The following is a 21,078-nucleotide window of genomic DNA, read 5'->3' as shown; positions in this document are numbered from 1 at the left end:
TTCAACGAAACTGTTGATCATCGTTCTAAAAACCGAAAAGCGGATTACCTTGACTCCAGGTAATCCGCTTTTGATTTGTATAATTCTCTATTAGCTTTCTTCTTCCACAATGACCGAGCGTCCTTTTAGTTTCAATAACATTGGGATAACAAGCCATGCTACAGCTACAATAATGAAAACAAGCGAAAGCGGCTTTGTGTAAAAGATACTAAATTCACCGTTTGAAATGGTTAATGCCCGTCGCATGTTGTTCTCAATCATTGGACCCAATACAAGTGCCAATACTAATGGGGCTACCGGGAAATCGTTTTTCGATAATAAATAGCCAACCACGCCGCATCCGAGCAGTAAGTATAAATCGAACGTCGTATATTGAACTGCATATACCCCGAAAAATGAAATGGCAACAATAATCGGCAATAAATATTTCTTAGGGGTTTGAATGATTTTCGCAAACACTCGAACGAGTGGCATATTCAGCACTAATAGCATCAAGTTTCCGATAAACATACTAGCGATAAGCCCCCATGCAATATCCGGGTGTTCGTCAAAGAGTAGAGGACCTGGCTGAATATTATACATTATAAGTGCGCCCATTAAAATGGCGGTTGTACCAGATCCAGGGATTCCTAATGTGAGTAAAGGGATCATAGCGCCGCCAGAAGCTGCATTATTTGCCGATTCCGGACCTGCTACTCCAGCGATGTTTCCTTTACCGAAAGTTTCAGGATGTTTGCTGAACTTTTTCTCTGTCATGTAAGAGAAGAAAGATGCGAGTGTTGCACCAGCACCTGGCAGCACCCCGATGAAAAATCCGAGTAGGGAGCCACGTACAATGGGTACTGCACTATCTTTCATATCTTGTTTGGTGGGGAGGATTCGGTTGATTTTTGCAATCGCCCCGTCCTCTTCGTCGCGTTCCAAAATTGTTTTAAACACTTCACCTAATGCAAATAACCCAACTGCAATCGTCAAAAACTCCAACCCAGAAAAGAGAATCGGCTGATTGTATGTAAAGCGGGCAATTCCTGAAACGGCATCAATGCCAATTGTTCCAAGTATGAGTCCGAAGACGGTCATCATCAGAGATTTCGTCATCGATTTTCCAGCGAGTCCGCTAACTGCTGCTAAACCTAACAGCATTAACGAGAAGTATTCTGCTGGACCGAATTTAATGGCGATGTTGGAAAGAGGTTCTGCTAATAGCACAAGGCCAATTAACGAAATAATTCCGGCACAAAATGAGCCGATAGCCGAGATAGCCAAAGCTGCACCAGCACGTCCTTGTTTTGCCATCTGATAGCCATCAAGCGTCGTGACTACCGATGCCGATTCACCAGGAGTATTCAATAGTATGGACGTTGTAGAACCTCCGTACATGGCACCATAATAGACACCTGCTAGTAAAATGATTGAACTTGAAGCTGCTGCCTCTGTTGGCATACCTGAAGTGATGGTCGCTGTAACAGGGATGAGAAGGGCAACCCCGCTCATCGGTCCGATTCCAGGCAATACGCCGACAGCTGTCCCGATTATGACGCCAACAAACGCAAATAATAAGTTTTGCCATTGAAAAGCGATTGCGAATCCATCCGCTAAAAATTGTAATGTACCCATAGCTAGGCTCCTTTCGCCTTAAAATACAGGGAATCCGGGCAATGAGCCGCCAAGAAATTCCACAAAGAAATAATAGATTCCGAATGAGAAACCAATTGCGATTAGAATTGAAGGTAGCAATCGGCCGCGTTCCATTGTTTGGAATGCAATGAGTAAGAAAATGAACGTCGAGATGATGTAACCAATCTTCTCGAGTGCAAAGGCGTAAAAAATTGCACTGCCAAGGATAATTAAGAATTTTTTGTACTGAAGTTTCCCCGTGTCAGCGGTTTCAGATTTGTATGTAAACGTTTCGTATAGTAATCGCAAGCTTAGGATGAGTAGTATAATACCGAGCCACATGGGGAAAATTTCAGGCCCAACTGATGATCCGTAGGCACTGCTTGGAATTTTTTGACTTTCAATGAAAACAATAAGACCAATCAGTAAAAAGGCGATACTTGCATAGCGGTCGAACGTTTTACTCATTGTTTTTGATACCTCCTTAAAGGAAAAAGCGGCCGCTTAAGCCGCCAGAATACTATTATTTTTGCATGCCAAGCGCTGTTAGCAATTCAACAATCACTTTATCTTGATCTTCTAAATATGAAGTGAAATCTTCAGAGTTACGGTATTCGCTTTCCCAACCGTTTTTCTCTAATTCAGCTTTCCACTCATCTGTTTCTACCATTTTTTCAAGTTTATCGTTCCAATAATCAAAAGCGGTATCTGACATTTCTTTAGGACCGAAAAGACCGCGCCAGATTGTGAATTCCGCGTCAATCCCTTCTTCTTGGAATGTAGGAACCTCCGCCAATTCACCACCAAGACGTTCCGATGAACTAACGGCAAGGACACGGACATCCCCAGACTTCACATAGGCTCCGATAGCGGACGCATCTGTTGCGATAACGTCTGCATTCCCACCAAGCAATGCTGCAACTGCCTCTCCGCCCCCGTCATAGGATACATATTTCACTAATTTTGGGTCAATACCATATTTGAAAGCGGGTAGGACACCGACAAGATGATCCATCGATCCAGGAGCAGATCCCCCTGCAAGCGTAACCGATTTTGGATCTTTTTTAATTGCTTCAAGGACTTCTTTCAATGTTTTATACTCTGAATCTGCTTTAACAACAATCGCTCCGTAGTCACGTGTTAACTGTGCCAAAGGCTTTGTATCTTTATAGCCGTAAGGACTGTTGCCTTCCGCTTTATTGTTATTAATTAGGATTGGTGGAGATTTAACAAGAAGGACGTCATCATTTTTTACTTCTTTTGTTGCAAATTCGGCCATGTAGACTGCGCCTCCACCACCAGGTTTGTTTTCAACTAGAATAGATTTATCAATCAACTTCGTGTCATTCATTGTTTTTGCAATTGCTCGTGCAGTTAAATCCCATCCCCCGCCTGCCCCAGAAGGTGCAACTATTGTCAGGTTATTCTTCGGGTAACTAGAGGAAGCGCTTTCGGCATCGTCTGAAGAACATGCTGCCAGACTGAGTGCCAATAAACTTGCTAAGGTAACCGTCGTTAGTTTTTTCCACATCTTCACTGAATCCCCCTTATAATAAAAAAATGACAGCGTTTTCATTCGCTGTCATAAATCTATCAGAAAATTTATTGAATTTTAAGTTATCGTTTATAAGTTTGATAATGGGAGTAAACGTCATTTTGTTCATAATGTTCACCGTTTTTTTATGAAATACCTTCTTTCCGGTCGCCCGACCGAACCGTATAGAAGTTCTGTATATGCATGTTTTTCTGAGACGAGATATTCCAAATAACGTCTTGCGGTTGAACGGCTTACCCCAATTTCTAATCCGAGTGTTTCTGCAGTAACTCCACCGTCTATTTTTTTTATATGGCTGACGACTTTTTCTTTCGTCATTGGATCGATCCCTTTTGGTGGGGTGAAATCCAAGTTAGATGCTATTGATAGTGTATTATTCCAAAGGGATTTGATGGAATCTTCCTGCATGAACCCTTGGCCTGTTAGTGTTTCCCTTTTATCCTTATAGGAGAGAAGACTTTCCCTGAAGCGCTCAAATGTAAGTGGTTTTAAAATGTAGTCGAAAACTCCATGGCGGAATGCCTTTTTCACAATTTCAATTTCTGCTGCAGCTGTTATGAAAATAATATCTGTTTCTGGGCTGTTTTCATGAATGAAACCCATTATTTCTGTGCCGAGCGCATCGGGCAAGTATACGTCCAGCAGCACAAGGTCCGGTAACAATGCGGAAATCCAATCTTTCGCTTCATCACCGGTATGCGCCGAACCAACGACAGTGAAGCCGTCTATTTTCTCAATGAACCGTTTGTGGATGTCGGCAATTCGTAAATCATCCTCAATAATTAAAACTTCAATTGAATTCGTCATGCGAAACCCCTCCTTTAGGGATAGAAATGATGAATAGTGCACCGTCTAAATCGCCTTTTTCCAGCGTAATGGAACCCGCGAGGTCATTTACGTTTTCTGCAACTTTCATTAGCCCGTATCCACGGTCCTCTTGATTTTTTGTCGACACCTTCTCTTTGAATAATACATCAAGTAATTCATCAGCTATACCGTGTCCGGAATCTTCCACTTCAATTAGGATCTCTTCTCCGTTATCCAAAATTAATATGCGGACCAACCGTTTCTCTTCAGGATACGACTCGACCGCCTCAAAAGCATTTGTTACTAAATTTCCTATGATTGAAACAAAATGATTTTTATCTAAATGTTTTGGAAGTTTGCTTAAAAAACTATCTTCATCGAGAAGGAATTTGATTTTCAACTCTTTCGCTCGGTTGAAGAAACCGATGACAATTCCTCCGAGGAATGGGTCTTGCAACCGTTTTGTTACGAATTGTATAAGTGATTGATGCTCAGCAGTCTCATCGTGAATAAGGCTTAGTGCTTCGTCGTATGAATTGAGTTGAATGAGACCTGAAATTGTATATAAAAAGTTATTGTATTCATGGGTTTGAGCCCTTAATGCTTCTGTGTATCGTTTCACTTGTGATAATTCCATGGAAAGCTGGTCAATATCCGATTGTAGTCGGAAAGTTGAAACCGCTCCGACGATTTGTTCACTGACATGAATTGGAATTCGATTCACAATTACCTTTTTACCGTGAATCTCCATCGACCGATCGAGATGCCGTTCTCCAGTTTCAAGTACCTTTGGAAGGAGACTGTTCGGAAGTACTTCCTGAATCGTTCTCCCGATTAGTTCAGCCTGGTTTGGTAAGGAAAGCACTTCATAAGCTGCCGCATTCACTGTGGTAATCATCCCTTTGGAGTCGACCATAATGATTCCTTCGCGCACAGATTCAATAAGTGCATTTCTTTCGGTGAATAAATTCGCGATTTCAGCAGGTTCTAGATTAAACAGTTCTTTTTTTATATTGCGGGCTAGGATGCTTGAACCAATTATTCCGATGATGATTGCGATAAGCACGACATAGGCAATATTATCAACATATTGAAAAAATGCAGTGGAAATATCCTCTTTCAAATATCCGACAGAAACAATGCCGATAATTTCACCGTAATCGTTAAATACTGGAGTTTTCCCACGCAGGGCGGCTCCTAGTGTCCCGGTTGCCTCGGAAATATAGGATTCTCCTAGAAGAAGTGCGCGTTCATTATCATCACCTACCATTTTTTGTCCGATCCGTATAGGAACAGGATGAGCATATCGAATACCTTCACTATTTCCGATAACGACATATTCGGCTCCGGTTTTTAGTCGTACCGCTTCGGCGATCGGTTGTAATGCTACCGAGGGGTTAGATTGTTCAAATCCGGCACGAACGTCGGGACGGTCTGCTGTCGTTTTGGCTATACTTAGCGCACGGTCTCCGATCTGCTGTTCAATACCTTGAGACATCGTGAAGTAGAAAGATACGCCGATAATAATAGCTACTACGGAAACAAAGAGGGCGCCATATAAAAATATACGTGACTGTAAAGAAACTGGTTTCATGGCGATCATCTCTCAATCTTCAGGGAATGCAAATCTACATTTAAAAGAAGCGCTAGCGGTCTGCTCGAAGTTGGCAGAGGCTTAAATACTTCTCTTTACATGCTACACTATTGTTAATTTTGAGAATAGTGGTCTTAAAACTCCCGATTTACTAGGTATTGATTGTAGAATGTTTAATTGCGAGGGATGTGTTTAGTTCACTAAAAGCGTTGCAAACTTCGTCGAAACCATTGCTTACTCGAAATCACGCTGCAACATCTTATTGGAATTAATGGTAAAATATTTACAATCGTAGTTAAGGGGAGAACTGTATGAAACCAAGAATCTACATTACAAGAAAACTAGATGAACGGGCGGTCGCACCGCTTCTAGAGAAGTTTGATGTGCGAATGTGGGACTCGGAAAGTGTCTCCGTACCGCGAGATATTCTAATTAAAGAAGTTGCGGAAGCCGATGCATTATGGACCGTTTTAGCGGATAGTGTAAATCGAGAGGTGTTTGAAGCAGGGACTAAGCTTAAAATCGTCGCGAATATGGCGGTCGGTTACAACAATGTTGACCTTGAAGCAGCGATGGAATATGGCGTCATCGTGACGAATACGCCGGGGGTTTTGAATGAAACGACTGCGGATCTTGCGTTCGCTCTTCTTCTCGCTACAGCGCGTCAATTGATTTCAGCAGAAGATGCTATTAGAAGTGGGAATTGGACATCGTGGGCACCGATGAGATTCACGGGCATGGACGTTGGCGGTGCGACTATTGGTATCATCGGCATGGGGCGGATCGGAGAGGCGGTTGCACGCCGAGCAAAAGGATTTGATATGCGTGTTCTGTATCACAATCGTAATCGGAAAACCGAGGCTGAGGTGGAGCATGGTTTTGAATTTATGGAACTTGAAGCACTACTAAAAGAGGCTGACTTCGTTGTTATACTTACACCGTATACACCTGAAACAGTAGGAATGATTGGAGCGCGGGAACTGAAACTTATGAAAAATACAGCAGTCCTTATTAACGTAGCGCGAGGCGGAATTGTCGATGAATCAGCTTTATATGATGCATTGAAAGATGGGGAAATCTGGGCGGCAGGGCTCGATGTATTTGAAACAGAACCGGTTCCACTCGATAATTTGCTTCTTACCCTCCCGAACGTAACGGTACTTCCGCATATTGGTAGTGCCAGTATTAAGACGCGCCTTGCGATGATGAACTTGAACGCACAGGCGATTACGGATCTACTTGAGGGCCGCGATCCGGAAAATCAAGTATTTTAATGAAGGATTTGAATACAACTATATAGAGTCGCGAATTAAGTGATCAATTAAAGGAGGAGCAAACATGAAAGGTGCTATTATTCCGTATTTAACGTTTTACGGGGATGGAAAGGAAGCAGTTGAATTCTACACAAACTTGTCGGGGCTTGAAAGAGTAGGCGTACAGAAATACTCTGATGCAAATTTCCCGCATCCACCTGAAGCAGCTGATTATCTCCTGCATTGCCATTTGAAAAAAGGTGATTTTCAAATTATGCTTGCCGATTCCGCGGACAAACCATCTGAAAACAACAAACATGGTGTTACTCTACTTATTGATTGTGAAAGTGAGGAAGAGATTGAACGATTATACGATCGCCTGCTCGAAGAAGGAAAAGTGCTCATGGAATTACAAGATATGTTCTGGGGTGCTAAATATGGGAAAGTGATAGATAAATTTGGCTTTACATGGGACTTGAACTTTGAGAAAAAAGGATAAGTATCGTTTTTCTATTTATAAATTACACGTTTGTTGATTAACCAAAAAAACAGTAAATAACTTAATCCACCCTGACCGCACTTGTATAGGTGCGCATTGGGATCGCTTTAGGTTGAATGACTTCTAGTACGATTAGCGAGATATCTGGATGTGTAGGGATGCGAAAAAGTCGCATCCCTACACAGTTTTTTCGTTAATCGTATGGTTGTCTTTCATCCGTCGCGCTCCAAATGCTTAAGTACACAGAGTGCTGAAGATTTTTGAGACGAAAGAATAGCTGACTTCTTACCGAGAGAAAAGCCGCCAAAGATGCAATTTTGGCGGCTGATGCTTTATCTATGGTTTTTTCTTATTTATTTTAAAGAAGTGTCACTTTCTATAAGGCATTACAAGCTTAGATGCATAATCTTTACTAAAAATAAGCAAGGAACCCATTGTACAAAGTACTAGAGTGCCCGAAATTGCATCTTCGGGCACTTACACTCTCCATAGTAAGTCATCTATTCTTTTCTTCCAAAACAACCGCATTTTTCACTTGAACATTGTAGGAACGCGACAGGCAACTATTCATAACCGGATTACTAAGGAGGAATGAACTACAATTCCTCCCTACAAGTGTGGCTAGAAGTGACGGAGTCACTTCTAGCCACACTAGGACCTATCAGTAAATCTGTCATGAATAGTTAGTCAAAAGCGGTCCGAAAATAGTCCAGTGAAAATGGAGGTAATCAAGTCCTATTCACCAGACGTGTATAAATTACTAATTAACTCGACTTACAGCCTCTTGCAGTTTGCTGTGACGGTTATGCGGATTACAAAATAATCACTCAGAGTGATTATTTTGTGAATAAATTAAATACACCTAGCGCATCAAGAAAAACAATAATAATCGCAATAGGAGCTAGATACTTCAATAAATAGAACCATACGTTAAAGAAGGCTTTCCCGACTGTCGAACCTTGCTTCATTTCATTAAATAAATCCTTTTTGGATATTTTCAACGGAATGAAAATAGAAATAAGTAATGCGCCAATTGGCATCAATACATTGCTTACTGCAAAGTCGACTAAGTCGAATACTGTTTTGTCGAAAAACTTTACATCGGCCATTACGCCGTATGATAAACACGATGGAATGCCAACGATGAATATTGCCATACCAATTATCCAAGTGAATTTTTTGCGTTTAGAAGGGTCGTTTTTCGTCATTGTCGCAACAATAATTTCTACCATTGAGAAGGCTGAAGTTAAAGCCGCAAATAAAAATAATACCAGGAACGCGATAAAGAAAAGGATACCGAAGGGCATTTGATTGAACACTGCTGGTAAAACTGAAAAAATCAATGTCGGACCGGCATCGGGCTCAAGTCCGAATGAAAATACGCCCGGAAAGATTGCAAGACCCGCCAACAGGACGATGACGATATTCATTGAAATAATGGATATTGCTGAGCCTGGTAGATTTTGTGTTTTTGGAAGATAAGAAGCATATGTAACCATAACCGATACTCCTAAAGTGAGGGTGAAGAAAGCTTGTCCCAAGGCGAATAATATCGTTTCAGATGTTAATTTAGTGAAATCAGGCACAAGTAAAAATTTAACACCTTCTATTGCCCCGTCCAAACTAAGGGAGCGAATAACGATGATGATAAATAAAACGAGGAGAGCCGGCATCATAATTTTACTTGCTTTCTCGATGCCCTTTTGAACACCTTGAGACACAACTACAATTGTGAGCAACATGAAGAGTAATTGGCCAGTCAAAGTAGAAAACGGCTCAGAAATAATCTCACTGAATAATGGTCCGAATTGATCTTGTGATAGTCCCGCAAGGCCTCCAGTCATCGCTTTAAATAAATAGAGGATAATCCATCCTCCTACAACGCTGTAAAATGATAAAACGAGAAAACTGGTAACAACTCCGATTATCCCTGTTATATGCCAAGCGGAATTAGGCGCGAACTTTTTGTAGGTGCTAATTGCATCACTTTGGCTTTTACGACCGAGGATAAATTCTCCGACTAACAAAGGAAATCCTAATAGCAGTGTAAATAATAAAAAGACCAGTAAAAAGGCACCACCACCACCCGTTCCGGCTACATAAGGGAATTTCCAAATGGCTCCCAAACCGATGGCGGAACCGGCTGCTGCTAATATAAATCCTATTTTAGATTTCCAATGTTCTTGTTGAGACATAATTTCAATCCTTTCGAACCTTTACTATATTATCTAGATTGTAGATTATCATGATATGCCTTGCTTTATGCAAGTTTGTTTATGTTCGTCCCAAGAAAGAAGCAATTGCTTCATTTGTTAAGTGAGCACCCAGCTTAACTGTGCGGTTGTTTTCATCTAAAGAAGGATTTACTTCCGAAATATCAAACGACAGTGTTTTATCATGGGAAATGACTGTTCGAATAATGGAACGAACTACGGAAGGGTCTAATCCAAATGGCGAAGGAGCGCTGACACCTGGTGCAAAGGTGGCGTTCAGTACATCTGTACATAAAGTTAAAAAGACAAAATCATGTTGGCTAATAAATTGATTGAGATCCAAAGTTAATTTGTCCAAATTTCCGATATGCATATTCTCTTCATATTCAAAGATAACACCAAGTTCATTCGCTCGGTCAAACAGTTCCTGCGTATTGCCATACCGCTGAATTCCGGCGACGAAATAGCTACTGTGTTCATCCTGGTCAAGTATTTGTTTAAACATCGTACCCGAAGATGGTTGTTCGTCGTATGTCCGTAAATCGAAATGAGCATCTATATTTATGATTCCAAGCGTTGCATGGTCACCAATTGATTTTCGGACACCAAGGTAATGACCATAAGCAGTTTCATGACCACCGCCGAGAATGATGGGCGTCATTTTCTTGTGCAGGGCTTCGGCCACTGCATTGCCAAGCTGCTGCTGACTCTGCTCTAATTCTCTTCCGTGACATTCGATGTTGCCTATATCCACAAGGCGTTTAGTGTCAGGGAACTTCCATGGCATTTTAGCTAGCTCGCCGCGCAAAGCATCGGGTGCTTTTGCTGCGCCTAGCCGGCCACTATTTCGTCGGACACCTTCCTCGCTTTCAAACCCGATGATGGCGATCGTGTCTGGTGACGGAGCTAAATCCTTTAACGCTGAAACCGCCACTACCTGGTGATAACGAAAACTGGTTCTATTTTCAATATGGTCTGTACGTCCAGACCATATAGTTGAACTAACTTTCTTCATTTGAGCGTCTCATCCCTTCGAATAACGGTTTACCTTGATTATATCTGTCCAGCGTTACAAATTCGACTATATTGTGGTGGATGATAGTAATAACTCTATCACGATTAATGGTGTCCACCCCGAAATCTATATAATTGTTTGATATAAATAGAAGAAAGAAATACAAGTACTACGATGGCCTATCTAAAATACCAAGTTATTCTTCCTGAAAGTGAAGATGAAGCCAAGTATACCTGGCTATTTTTGAATGGCGTGAAATAAGTTAGTTGATATGAAGTTGAATTTAAAAAAGGGGTGTCTCGTCAGTCGGTAAATGACTTTTGAGACACCCTTTTTTAGTTATTTTCCGCCTAGCATATTAAACAATCCGCCTGCAATACTTCCTTCATCACGGGATCCGCCACCAGGTGTTTGCGGTGCAGCTGCAAAAACACGGCTTGCTAGTCTTGAGAATGGAAGGGATTGAATCCAAACAGTTCCTGGTCCCTTCAATGTCGCGAAAAAGAGGCCTTCGCCGCCAAATAATGCTGTTTTCACGCCTTTAACCATTTCGATATTGTAATTAACATTATGCGTCATTGCTACGAGACATCCTGTGTCCACGCGCAATATTTCGCCCGGTCGCAGCCTTTTTTCGATAATCGTACCTCCAGCGTGGATGAACGCCATACCATCACCTTCGAGTTTTTGCATGATGAACCCTTCACCACCGAAAAAGCCGGTACCGAGTTTACGCTGGAATTCGATTCCGACGGATACACCTTTTGCTGCAGCAAGGAATGCATCTTTTTGGCAGATGATTTTGCCGTTATACTCACTTAAATCCATTGGAATGATTTTACCTGGGTAAGGGGAGGCAAAAGAGACGTGCTTTTTACCAGCAACAGTATTCGTGAACGTTGTCATGAATAAACTTTCTCCAGTCAACATTCGTTTTCCTGCCCCCATCAGTTTGCCCATAATGCCCCCACCTGAAGAGCCAGATCCGTCACCGAAGATTGTTTCCATCGCGATGCCGTCTTCCATCATCATCAAAGCCCCTGCTTCTGCCACTACCGTCTCTTTGGGGTCAAGCTCGACTTCTACAAACTGCATATCATCGCCATGTATTTTGTAATCAATTTCATGATTATTCATCTTGTCTCGTTCCTCCCTTAGAAAAAATATTTTGCTACTCAATCATACGAAATAGAGTGGAGAAAGTTTCAAGATAATAATAAAAAACTCTGACTACTCAAGCGTGTCCACAAAACGCCAAACTTTGTAAGCTAGCTCGTGAGCTTCTGTTTCATGGGGGAGTCCTTTGAACGCCTCCCGGAACGAGCGGACGATAGATTCCAGCACGAATACCCGCGGGCATTCAGAGCGAAGTTCTTCCAAAAGGAATTGAACATATTGTTTGGCCGCGCGAAAAGTGTCGTCCTCAAGTAGTTCAGAAAACCCTGTAAGTTGTTTGAACAATTGTTCCTTTGTTTCGGTTTGTTCTCCAAACTCACTGTTCAACTTGAAAAATACATCTTCAGTGAAAAAAGCATCTTTTGTGCTAATCATACCCAGGATGATGGAATCGATTCTTCGTATTAAGAAAGTGACGAGTTTTAAGGAGTCCATTTCCTCTTTTGAAAAAGCAGACCATACATGAAGTATTTGCTGCATCATTCCGAGTAGCATAACTGCGCAATCAGCAGCGTAGGGCTCTGCAGCTTTGCCGTAGACATCCACCAGCCTTCTTGTTAACCAGGAAAACTCAGCTATAAGCATATTCTTGATAAAGGCTCGCAAGTCGCTATCCCCTGAATGGAAGACAGCCTCGAAAAGGGGTAGCAAATTCTGTTCACGATTCACATGCATGCGAACTAAAATCTGATCAACCAGAATTTGCTTATCGGACAAGTCTTGACCAATAAGCAATTCACGCCTTCTCACATTTGCCTCATCGTGTGCTTGTTCGAGTATCGCTTTGAGACATTCATTCTTGGATGAGAAGTAATTATAGAATGTTCCTTTCGAAATACAGGACTCGTCTAATATGTCTTGAACAGATGTAGTGGAAAAACCTTTATCTATAAAAAGTCGTTGTGCTGTCAATAAAACCTGACGTTTACGATCATTCACCTAATCACCTTTATTCTGTGTTTTATTGTTGAACTTATTAGGTTTGTTCGAGGGGTATCAATAGAATAATGTCTGTTTGTTGAGTTTTTCATGAAGAGAGAAATTGGTTTTATACTGTTAGTACATTTTTATGGTAACTTAAAAAGTTTGTCATATCAATGAAATTAAATTTTTACATGTGAAAGCGTTTTCGGAGGTTGCATATTTTGGACTATCGGTATAATATATTTAACATGATGTACTCAGGGTACAAATTCTATACGTTACGTATTAATTGGAGGAAGAAGTATGGATATTAAAAAAATGCAAGAGAAACCACCTTATGCCATGATAGCAATCTTATTTATAGGAGCTTTCGTGGCTTTATTGAATAACACATTGTTGAACGTTGCGTTGCCGACAATTATGACGGAGTTCGATGTGAGCCCATCTGTCGTTCAATGGCTGACAACTGGATATATGCTAATTAACGGTATTTTAATACCGGCCAGTGCGTTCTTCATCCAGAAATTCTCAAATCGAAAAATATTCTTAACAGCTATGATACTGTTTACTCTGGGGACACTGCTTGCAATGCTTGCACCAGCATTTGGTGTACTTGTTGCTGCACGGATGATTCAAGCATGTGGTTCTGCAATGATGATGCCGCTCCTAATGAACGTTATGCTTACAGCATTTCCAATTGAGCGCCGAGGAACTGCAATGGGGATTTTTGGCCTTGTAATGATTACAGCGCCAGCGATCGGTCCAACGTTGTCAGGATGGGTAATTGAACATTACACATGGCGTACGCTTTTCGGTATTGTTTTACCGTTCTCAATTCTGACACTTATTTATGCGTTCTTTAAATTGCGTAACATTACACCGAACCGTGACATGAAATTAGATGTGTTTTCACTTATTCTATCGAGTGTTGGTTTCGGCGGACTCCTTTACGGATTCAGTTCGGCTGGTGATAAGGGCTGGGATTCGATACTTGTCTATGGAACGATCATTGTCGGCACGATTGCACTTGTATCGTTCATCGTGCGTCAACTTCGTATGGATGACCCGATGTTGGATTTCAAAATTTACAAACATCCAATGTTCGCCTTATCGTCAGCCATCTCAATCGTACTATCGATTGCAATGTTTTCCGGCATGATTCTTACGCCGCTCTATGTCCAGACGATACGTGGAATTTCACCGTTCCATTCAGGAATACTTATGCTTCCGGGTGCGATTGTAATGGGACTTATGTCGCCAGTAACAGGTCGATTATTCGATAAGTATGGTCCAAAGGTTTTGGCGATAATCGGTCTTACCATTACAGTGATTTCAACATACTATTTGAGTGAACTTGGTATGGAATCCGGTTATTATTACATTATGATGGTTTATACGATTCGGATGCTCGGAATTTCTATGGTAATGATGCCGATTATGACAAACGGTTTAAATCAATTACCGATGATTTCTAATCCTCACGGAACAGCTATGAATAACACGTTGCAACAAGTGTCCGGCGCAATCGGGTCCGCGATTTTGTTAACGATTATGACGAAGCGGATGGAGTCGACGGGTGCAGAGCTATTTGCAGAAGCCCAAGCCTCTGGTAATGCTCCAACAACTGCTGAGGGTCTTGCGAAATTAAAAGAGCAACTTGAAGCCCAAGCGATGCTAGACGGAATCAGCTTCTCATTTTTCATATCGACGATCGTCGCAATTCTTGCCTTGACTTTAGCGCTCTTCGTGAAACGTGTTCAGATACCAACTAATGAGAAATCATTTAACGAGTCCCAGGAAAGTAAATAATAAGCAATAGATTAAGGAGTGCTTCGCATGGGTATATATATACTCAATGCGGAGTTTTTTTGTTTCTGTTATTATTAAGTGTAACGTAAAGTTAGATAACGTATAATTGTTAGGACGTGGAAAAATGGTTGGAAGAAACGATCCGTGTCCATGTGGGAGCGGGAAAAAGTATAAAAAGTGTTGTGCGGAGAAAGATGAATCACCACTAGATGTACTTATTGACGAGGAGCTTGAGCGCATCGTCTTTGGTGCATATGAACAAGCTACGGACCCGTCAGATATAGCAGAGTTTGAAAGCCATAGAAGACACTGGAAAAGTAAACTCGGTAAACTGATGGGACCAGATGACATTGAAGAGGCTGTTAGTGAATATTTCTTATTCGTTGCGCGGCGCGATCTATGGAAGCGTCATCTCCTCAGAATATTGAATAGCCCGATAAGAGAAACGGTTCGATCTGTTTTAGAGTTATGGAAAGACCCAATAGTTTTGTTTGCTAAGGTGAAAGAGGAGAAGGAAGGATATGTTGTTGTCCAAGAAATACTTGGCGAGGGCACGTTCAATTTGGAAAAGAAACCAGATATGTTGCTTGAAGAGCATTCATTCATATTCGGAATTGTTTTGCCAGATAATCGGAACCTTGAAAATGATATCTACGTAATTTCTTCACTTATGTTCATTAATGACTGGAATGGTTCGTTCGAAAAACAGATAGTCGAACTTGCGGAGGCTAGTGGATTCGATAAAAGCGTTGCGTTCTATAATGAGCATATGGCAGATGTATACGAAATTCTGCTTGCCAGAGATTCCCGTACAGTGGATGAACTCATAGAGCATGACTTTACCCCAGTTCAACAAGAGGTAGTCGGAATTCTTAATGATGTACTTGAGCTAAGAAGTACTTCTCAAGAAGTGCGCGAGTTACTGAGAAATATTATCGTAACGTACTTTTTGAAAGAGCGACCTAATTTCCGTAAACCGGGCGTCATTGCTGCCGCCGTATTTTTTGTAGCAATTGATTTGGGAATTATGGAAGATGAAGAGTTGACGAATGCCGAGATTGCGAAGTTGTTCGTTGTATCGACGAGTTCAATGATGAAACATGCAGATAACATCCGCGAATTTGTCATTGAAATGTACGAGCGTAGTCGTCAACAAATAAATGAATAATGTAGAAATAGAATAACTCCGGACTGATATTTACTAAGTCTTAATAACGTACAAGCTAAAACGATTTGAACATCTTCTTTTATACCTGAAACACCGCGTGGGCTCAAAAGAACCTGCGCGGTGTTTTTCGTTATTTGTAATGACTTTTGGTAATGGAAGAACCGGGTGCTGAATCGATAGAAATGGTGGGGTTGCTAAAGATGCAAATACATTCTTTTAAAGTATGATCGATGCAGATGCGCCAAAAGATGCTTTTCCAAGGCTTCTGGATATTCCATATTTTCCTAGAGGAGAATGATTACGGTGTATCTAGAATTTATCTCGATTTAAATGAAGGTAAGTTGAGAATAAACTAGCTGTAAATCCATCCTTATATCAACAGGAAGTGGCGCTCTTAGCCTGAATTCATTGAACAATTACTGGGGATGAAGGCTTCCGCTGATGGGATAGTAACTAAATTATGAATAATAATTTCCGCCCCCGAATAGCTTTGTCTATCGGGGTTTTTTCGTTGCTGTCGTACTTCTTTGTTGTCTGAAAATTAGAGGTATTTGATTTGGGATGTCGAAATCAATAGATATAAGCATTTTCGGTAATTGTCGTGGGCAGTAAATTGCAACGGGCGTAGATTGATATAGCCTAATACCTAATGTAAGGGGATGGGGAAATGAAGGTTGTCATACTCGGAGCAGGTTTAATGGGGAAAGAGGCGGCACGCGATCTAGTGAAAAGTAAAGATGTAGATAAAGTATATATGGCCGATTTGAACGTGAGACAGGCAGAAGACTTTGCTGAAGAACTGATGTCCGAAAAACTCGATATCCTATTGTTGGATGCAAAGAACGAAGAGCAATTAAGCAACGTGATGGCACTGGGGGATGTCGTCATCAATGCCCTGTTCTATACGTTCAATGAAAAGGTTGCGCGTATTGCAGTAGAAATCGGCGTCCATTCTATCGATCTTGGAGGACATATAGGTGGTGCAACAGATGCAGTGCTTAACCTTGCAGACAAGGCGATTGCTAAAGGTGTCACAATCATTCCGGATCTAGGGGTAGCTCCTGGAATGATTAACATTCTTACTGGTTATGGAGCAGGCAAACTTGATAGAGTAAATTCAATCAAATTGTATGTCGGGGGAATTCCTGTAAAACCGGAGCCGCCGCTTAATTATAATGTCGTCTTTTCATTGGAAGGCGTGTTCGATCATTACACTGATCCTTCCCACGTTATTCGGGATGGGCAACTGTTGGAAGTCCCTTCATTGTCTGAAATCGAAATGATTCATTTTGAAAAATACGGTGAGCTTGAAGCGTTCCATACATCAGGCGGTACGTCGACACTGACAAAATCGTTCTCGAACGTGGAAACACTTGAATACAAAACGATCCGCTATAAAGGACATGCGGAGAAATTCCAACTGCTCGTCGATTTAGGGTTACTGTCACGGGATAATGAAGTGACTGTTGGGGGTAATAAAGTGAAAGTACGTGATGTCATGAGAGAGCACTTGTCGCCGCGACTTCGACTTGGTAAGAATTCGGATGCGGTGTTGCTGCGCGTTATCGTAAGCGGTGAAAAAAACGAAATGCCTGTGACATATGCATATGATCTAGTTACGGAGAAAGACGTGTCGATAAATGAGACTGCGATGGCTCGAGCGACGGCTAATACAATTTCTATCGTGGCGCAAATGATTGGCAGTGGCATAATTACGAAACGCGGAGTCCATCCACCCGAAAATATCATACCTGGTGAGTTGTATATAGAAGAGATGAAAAAACGCGGTGTCGTTATTAAAGAAAGTATCGAGTCGAATGAGACGTATGACTGAATAACTAAAGGATGTCTGTGAAGGGGGATGGAGAAGTGGATTTCGGATTTACGGAAGAACAGCTAATGTTAAGAAAAACGGCCCGTCAGTTCGTCGATACGGAAATTATGCCGCATATACAAAAATGGGATGCAGAAGGCGGATTCGATCAGGCAATTTGGAAGAAACTTGCGGATTTGGGCTTCATGGGTGTTTGCATACCTGAACAATATGGTGGTAGCGGCATGGACTATAATTCTCTTGCGATCTTGTGTGAAGAACTAGAGCGTGGGGATACTGCGTTCCGGACAGCAGTATCGGTCCATATTGGATTGAATTCCATGAGCCTTATGCAGTGGGGAAACGAAGAGCAGAAAAGGAAATACCTCGTTCCCCAAGCGAAAGGAGAGAAAATTGGTGCATTCGGTTTAACAGAGCCGGGGGCAGGATCTGATGTCGCGGCAATGGCGACGACCGCTGTTCGTGACGGGGATGACTATGTGCTGAACGGTCAAAAAACGTGGATTTCCCTTTGTGATGTTGCGGATCATTTCCTAGTTTTCGCTTACACAAATAAATCGAAGAAGCACCATGGGATTAGCGCGTTCATCGTGGAACGGACGACACCGGGGTTTTCGTCGAAGGCGATTAAAGGTAAATACGGTATCCGTGCAGGTAATACGGGCGAACTATTTTTCGAAGATATGCGTATACCGGCTGCGAACTTATTAGGTGAAGAAGGTGACGGATTCAAAATCGCCATGGCGTCACTAGATAATGGTCGCTTCACTGTTGCTGCAGGAGCGGTTGGCTTAATCATGGGTTGTCTCGAAGAAAGTGTGAAGTACTGTCATGAACGGGAAACGTTTGGTAAGGAAATCGGCAGACATCAACTCGTTCAGCAGATGATTGCCAATATGGAAGCAGGTTATCAAATGAGCCGACTTCTTGTCTACCGTGCTGGTGACATGAAAAATAACGGATTGCGTAATACGCGTGAGACATCGCTTGCGAAATGGCAGGCATGCGATTTTGCCAATAAAGCAGCAGACGACGCATTTCAGATTCACGGCGCTTATGGTTATTCAGATGAATATCCAGTCGCAAGATTCCTGCGTAACTCTAAGGCACCTGTCATTTATGAAGGGACTCGTGAAATTCATACGATTATGCAGGCGGAATATGTACTTGGGTATCGGGAAGATAAGAAGTTGAGTAATAGGTTGCCTGAGTGGCCGTTTGAGTGAGATTGGAATCCTGATGAGTGTTTCCATCAGGATTTTTTCTTGAAAGATAAGAAAGTATAAGTTTTTCGGTACGGAACAGTGTCTAGCTCCGTGCGCCCTTGCCATCCTTATGGCTTCAGCTACCCCTATAAGGCACCTACGATGAGTTCACATACAAAATTCAATACCTCAACCTTTATTCATTTAAAAATCTTGGTGAATAGAAAAGAGAATAATTGCTTGATGGAATCTTTCTACATTTTGGAACGTATGTATAGGCAGTGTAGATGGATGGAAGGGGAGATATAAATTGAGTAAGTATACAATTAACGAGTTCATTAGACAGACACAACAGGATGAACGTGAGAGCGAATACTTTGAACTGGAAACACCGCGCATTTTGGAAGTGAATTTAAGAGACCTCGTTTGGGCAAAGACGGGCTCTATGATCTCTTATACAGGGCAGATTAAATTCGAACGGGAAAGAGTGCTCGAGCACGGAGTAGGCATGATGTTTAAAAAAGCGCTCTCGGGTGAAGGTGCCTCATTGATGAAAGCAACAGGGAATGGGAGGTTGTACTTAGCTGATAAAGGGAAAAAAATCACCATTTTCGACTTGGATAATGAATCGATTACAGTGAATGGTAATGATTTACTTGCGTTCGAACCAGGGATTGAATGGGATATTAAACTCATGAGAAAAGTGGCTGGCATGATGTCCGGCGGATTATTCAACGTGACGTTGACAGGAAAAGGAAAGGTTGCGATCACGACTCATTTTGAGCCGTTAACGCTACTCGTGAGACCTGGTGAATCCGTCATTACAGATCCAAATGCGACAGTCGCCTGGTCTGGCCATTTAACACCAGAATTCCGAACAGACATAAGCTTTAGAACTCTCCTTGGTCGAGGGAGTGGAGAATCGATTCAAATGGAGTTCTCTGGAGAAGGATTTGTTATTATTCAACCGTATGAGGAAGTATATATGACAGGGAATAGTTCTTCATAAATGACAAATCTATATTGCTGAATTTAGATATATGACTATAAGAAGCTAGAAAGGCAGAGCTTAACAATAGCCTTTTTAGCTTTTTCACCATAGTGATACAGTTTGTGGTAAAATGTTTCTTAAAAACAAATTTCCGCAAACAAGGAGTGCTTTCACTTGAAAATTGAACCTTCAAAAAAAATGTCCATTTTTGCCCCTGCTATTTTCGGTGATTTAAAAGCAGCTGCCGAAGCAAAAAAAGCGAACGGGGTCGAACTTGTAGATTTAAGTTTGGGCAGCCCAGACCTTCCGCCGGACGAAAAGGTAAGGCGGGTATTATCGGAACAAAGTGCTTTGGAAAATACATACGGCTATACACTAAATGGAACAAAACGATTTAATGAAGCTGTCGCGAATTATTACAAACGTCGTTCCGGTATTACGCTGAACCCTGAAACGGAAATCATTCAAACGATGGGGTCGCAAGAAGGACTGGTCCATCTGCCGCTGGCCTTTTGTAATGAAGGAGATATCGTGCTCACTACGAATCCTGCCTATGTGGCATATGAAGCTGGCATCAAGCTTGCTGGTGCTGTTCCATACGAAATGCCATTGCGTGCAGAAAACGGATTTTTGCCTAATTTGGATGAGATTCCAGATTTTATCGCACAAAAAGCAAAATTACTTATTTTAAATTTACCCGGAAATCCTGTTCCAGCTTTGCCTGATGCGACATTTTTTGATAAAGTTGTTGCGTTTGCGAAGAAACATAACATCATAGTTCTTCATGACGCAGCCTATTCGGAGTATTATTTTACAGGCGATTCTCCAATCAGTTTCCTATCAACGCCCGGTGCAATGGAAGTCGGGATGGAAATCAATTCTTTATCGAAGAGCTTCAGTCTTGCGGGTGCCCGCATCGCCTATATTGTCGGCAATGCCGAGATGATTCGCATTATCAAACAGCTTAAATCGAATTTAGATTTTGGAACGTTTGGTCCAATACAAGAAGCTGCAGCTACTGCGCTGGACAATGCAGAAGAGATTACACAACGTCTGCGAAATGAATTTTCAGCGCGTCACAAAGTGTTAATGAACGGTTTAACTGAAATAGGTTGGTCTGTAACACCTTCAAATGGAGGCATGTTTGTGTGGGCGAAATATCCTTTTGACATGGACGACAAGGAATTCGTCTTCAAAGTCATCGAACAATGTGGAGTCGTCATGGTTCCCGGAAGTATATTCGGCACTGAAGGCGTCGGGTTCGTCCGATTAGCACTCGTTCAGAAAGTGGATGCACTGCAAAAAGCGGTTGACCAATTAAGTAAGTTAGAAATTTATGCAATGGAGTAAGCGGGTTTAAACACAAGGTAAACATACAAGGTTAGAAAGGACATGCATTTCATTGTCCTTTCTAACCT

Annotated in this window: 17 protein-coding genes; 8 read left to right on the top strand and 9 right to left on the bottom strand. The window is 41.8% G+C overall.

Features of this window, described 5'->3' with window-relative positions; translation table 11 throughout:
* Positions 1–90: 90 nt before the first annotated feature.
* The 5 genes from FQ087_RS14385 to FQ087_RS14365 all read right to left on the bottom strand — a co-directional run bounded on the left by FQ087_RS14385 (position 91) and on the right by FQ087_RS14365 (position 5,579).
* Entirely contained in the window at positions 91–1,617 is a 1,527-nt protein-coding gene (locus FQ087_RS14385) for a tripartite tricarboxylate transporter permease (protein ID WP_149581275.1), read from the bottom strand.
* Between the two features lie 18 nt (positions 1,618–1,635).
* Positions 1,636–2,085 carry a tripartite tricarboxylate transporter TctB family protein gene (locus FQ087_RS14380; RefSeq protein ID WP_149581274.1) on the bottom strand — a complete coding sequence of 150 codons (450 nt, stop codon included), beginning with the start codon at positions 2,083–2,085 and terminating at the stop codon, positions 1,636–1,638.
* Positions 2,086–2,140: 55 nt separating this feature from the next.
* Complete coding sequence (locus tag FQ087_RS14375; RefSeq protein WP_149581485.1) at positions 2,141–3,148, bottom strand: Bug family tripartite tricarboxylate transporter substrate binding protein; 1,008 nt, start codon at positions 3,146–3,148, stop codon at positions 2,141–2,143.
* Positions 3,149–3,286: 138 nt separating this feature from the next.
* On the bottom strand, positions 3,287–3,979 hold the full coding sequence (locus FQ087_RS14370) for a response regulator (RefSeq protein WP_149581273.1): 693 nt from the start codon (positions 3,977–3,979) through the stop codon (positions 3,287–3,289).
* The gene (locus tag FQ087_RS14365; protein ID WP_483315858.1) at positions 3,963–5,579 is read right to left on the bottom strand and encodes an ATP-binding protein; all 1,617 of its coding nucleotides are present in this window, start codon (positions 5,577–5,579) and stop codon (positions 3,963–3,965) included. Before FQ087_RS14365 ends, FQ087_RS14370 begins: the two co-directional genes overlap by 17 nt.
* A 305-nt stretch (positions 5,580–5,884) precedes the next feature.
* On the opposite strand from FQ087_RS14365, the gene FQ087_RS14360 reads away from it, so the two are divergent.
* Both FQ087_RS14360 and FQ087_RS14355 read left to right on the top strand, forming a co-directional pair.
* Positions 5,885–6,847, top strand: coding sequence for a 2-hydroxyacid dehydrogenase (locus tag FQ087_RS14360; protein ID WP_149581271.1), 963 nt, complete (start codon positions 5,885–5,887; stop codon positions 6,845–6,847).
* A gap of 64 nt (positions 6,848–6,911) precedes the next feature.
* Complete coding sequence (locus tag FQ087_RS14355) at positions 6,912–7,325, top strand: VOC family protein (RefSeq protein ID WP_149581270.1); 414 nt, start codon at positions 6,912–6,914, stop codon at positions 7,323–7,325.
* 836 nt (positions 7,326–8,161) lie between these two features.
* Here the strand turns inward: FQ087_RS14355 and FQ087_RS14350 are convergent.
* The 4 genes from FQ087_RS14350 to FQ087_RS14335 all read right to left on the bottom strand — a co-directional run bounded on the left by FQ087_RS14350 (position 8,162) and on the right by FQ087_RS14335 (position 12,668).
* Positions 8,162–9,520, bottom strand: coding sequence for a sodium-dependent transporter (locus tag FQ087_RS14350; RefSeq protein WP_149581269.1), 1,359 nt, complete (start codon positions 9,518–9,520; stop codon positions 8,162–8,164).
* 79 nt (positions 9,521–9,599) lie between these two features.
* Positions 9,600–10,553 (bottom strand): formimidoylglutamase, encoded by a 954-nt coding sequence (gene hutG / locus FQ087_RS14345; protein ID WP_149581268.1) that lies wholly within the window; start codon positions 10,551–10,553, stop codon positions 9,600–9,602.
* A 339-nt stretch (positions 10,554–10,892) separates the two neighbouring features.
* A complete protein-coding gene (locus FQ087_RS14340) occupies positions 10,893–11,690 on the bottom strand; it encodes a TIGR00266 family protein (protein ID WP_149581267.1) in 798 nt (265 codons plus the stop codon).
* 93 nt (positions 11,691–11,783) lie between these two features.
* Positions 11,784–12,668 (bottom strand): TetR/AcrR family transcriptional regulator, encoded by an 885-nt coding sequence (locus FQ087_RS14335; protein WP_149581266.1) that lies wholly within the window; start codon positions 12,666–12,668, stop codon positions 11,784–11,786.
* Positions 12,669–12,956: 288 nt separating this feature from the next.
* Here FQ087_RS14335 and FQ087_RS14330 point away from each other — a divergent pair, with 288 nt between their 5' ends.
* From FQ087_RS14330 to FQ087_RS14305, 6 genes are all read left to right on the top strand, one after another.
* Complete coding sequence (locus FQ087_RS14330) at positions 12,957–14,462, top strand: DHA2 family efflux MFS transporter permease subunit (RefSeq protein WP_149581265.1); 1,506 nt, start codon at positions 12,957–12,959, stop codon at positions 14,460–14,462.
* Between the two features lie 124 nt (positions 14,463–14,586).
* Positions 14,587–15,630 carry an SEC-C metal-binding domain-containing protein gene (locus tag FQ087_RS14325; protein ID WP_149581264.1) on the top strand — a complete coding sequence of 348 codons (1,044 nt, stop codon included), beginning with the start codon at positions 14,587–14,589 and terminating at the stop codon, positions 15,628–15,630.
* 667 nt (positions 15,631–16,297) lie between these two features.
* On the top strand, positions 16,298–17,464 hold the full coding sequence (locus FQ087_RS14320; protein ID WP_149581263.1) for a saccharopine dehydrogenase family protein: 1,167 nt from the start codon (positions 16,298–16,300) through the stop codon (positions 17,462–17,464).
* Positions 17,465–17,499: 35 nt separating this feature from the next.
* On the top strand, positions 17,500–18,690 hold the full coding sequence (locus FQ087_RS14315; RefSeq protein ID WP_149581262.1) for an acyl-CoA dehydrogenase family protein: 1,191 nt from the start codon (positions 17,500–17,502) through the stop codon (positions 18,688–18,690).
* A 289-nt stretch (positions 18,691–18,979) separates the two neighbouring features.
* Positions 18,980–19,678 carry an AIM24 family protein gene (locus FQ087_RS14310; RefSeq protein WP_149581261.1) on the top strand — a complete coding sequence of 233 codons (699 nt, stop codon included), beginning with the start codon at positions 18,980–18,982 and terminating at the stop codon, positions 19,676–19,678.
* Positions 19,679–19,834: 156 nt separating this feature from the next.
* Positions 19,835–21,010, top strand: a complete 1,176-nt coding sequence (locus FQ087_RS14305) for an aminotransferase class I/II-fold pyridoxal phosphate-dependent enzyme (protein WP_149581260.1) — start codon at positions 19,835–19,837, stop codon at positions 21,008–21,010.
* Positions 21,011–21,078: the final 68 nt, after the last annotated feature.

Source organism: Sporosarcina sp. ANT_H38, assembly GCF_008369195.1.
Taxonomy (GTDB): Bacteria; Bacillota; Bacilli; order Bacillales_A; family Planococcaceae; genus Sporosarcina.
Note: the sequence above shows the minus strand (reverse complement) of the source record. Positions and strands in the feature narration are given on the sequence as shown.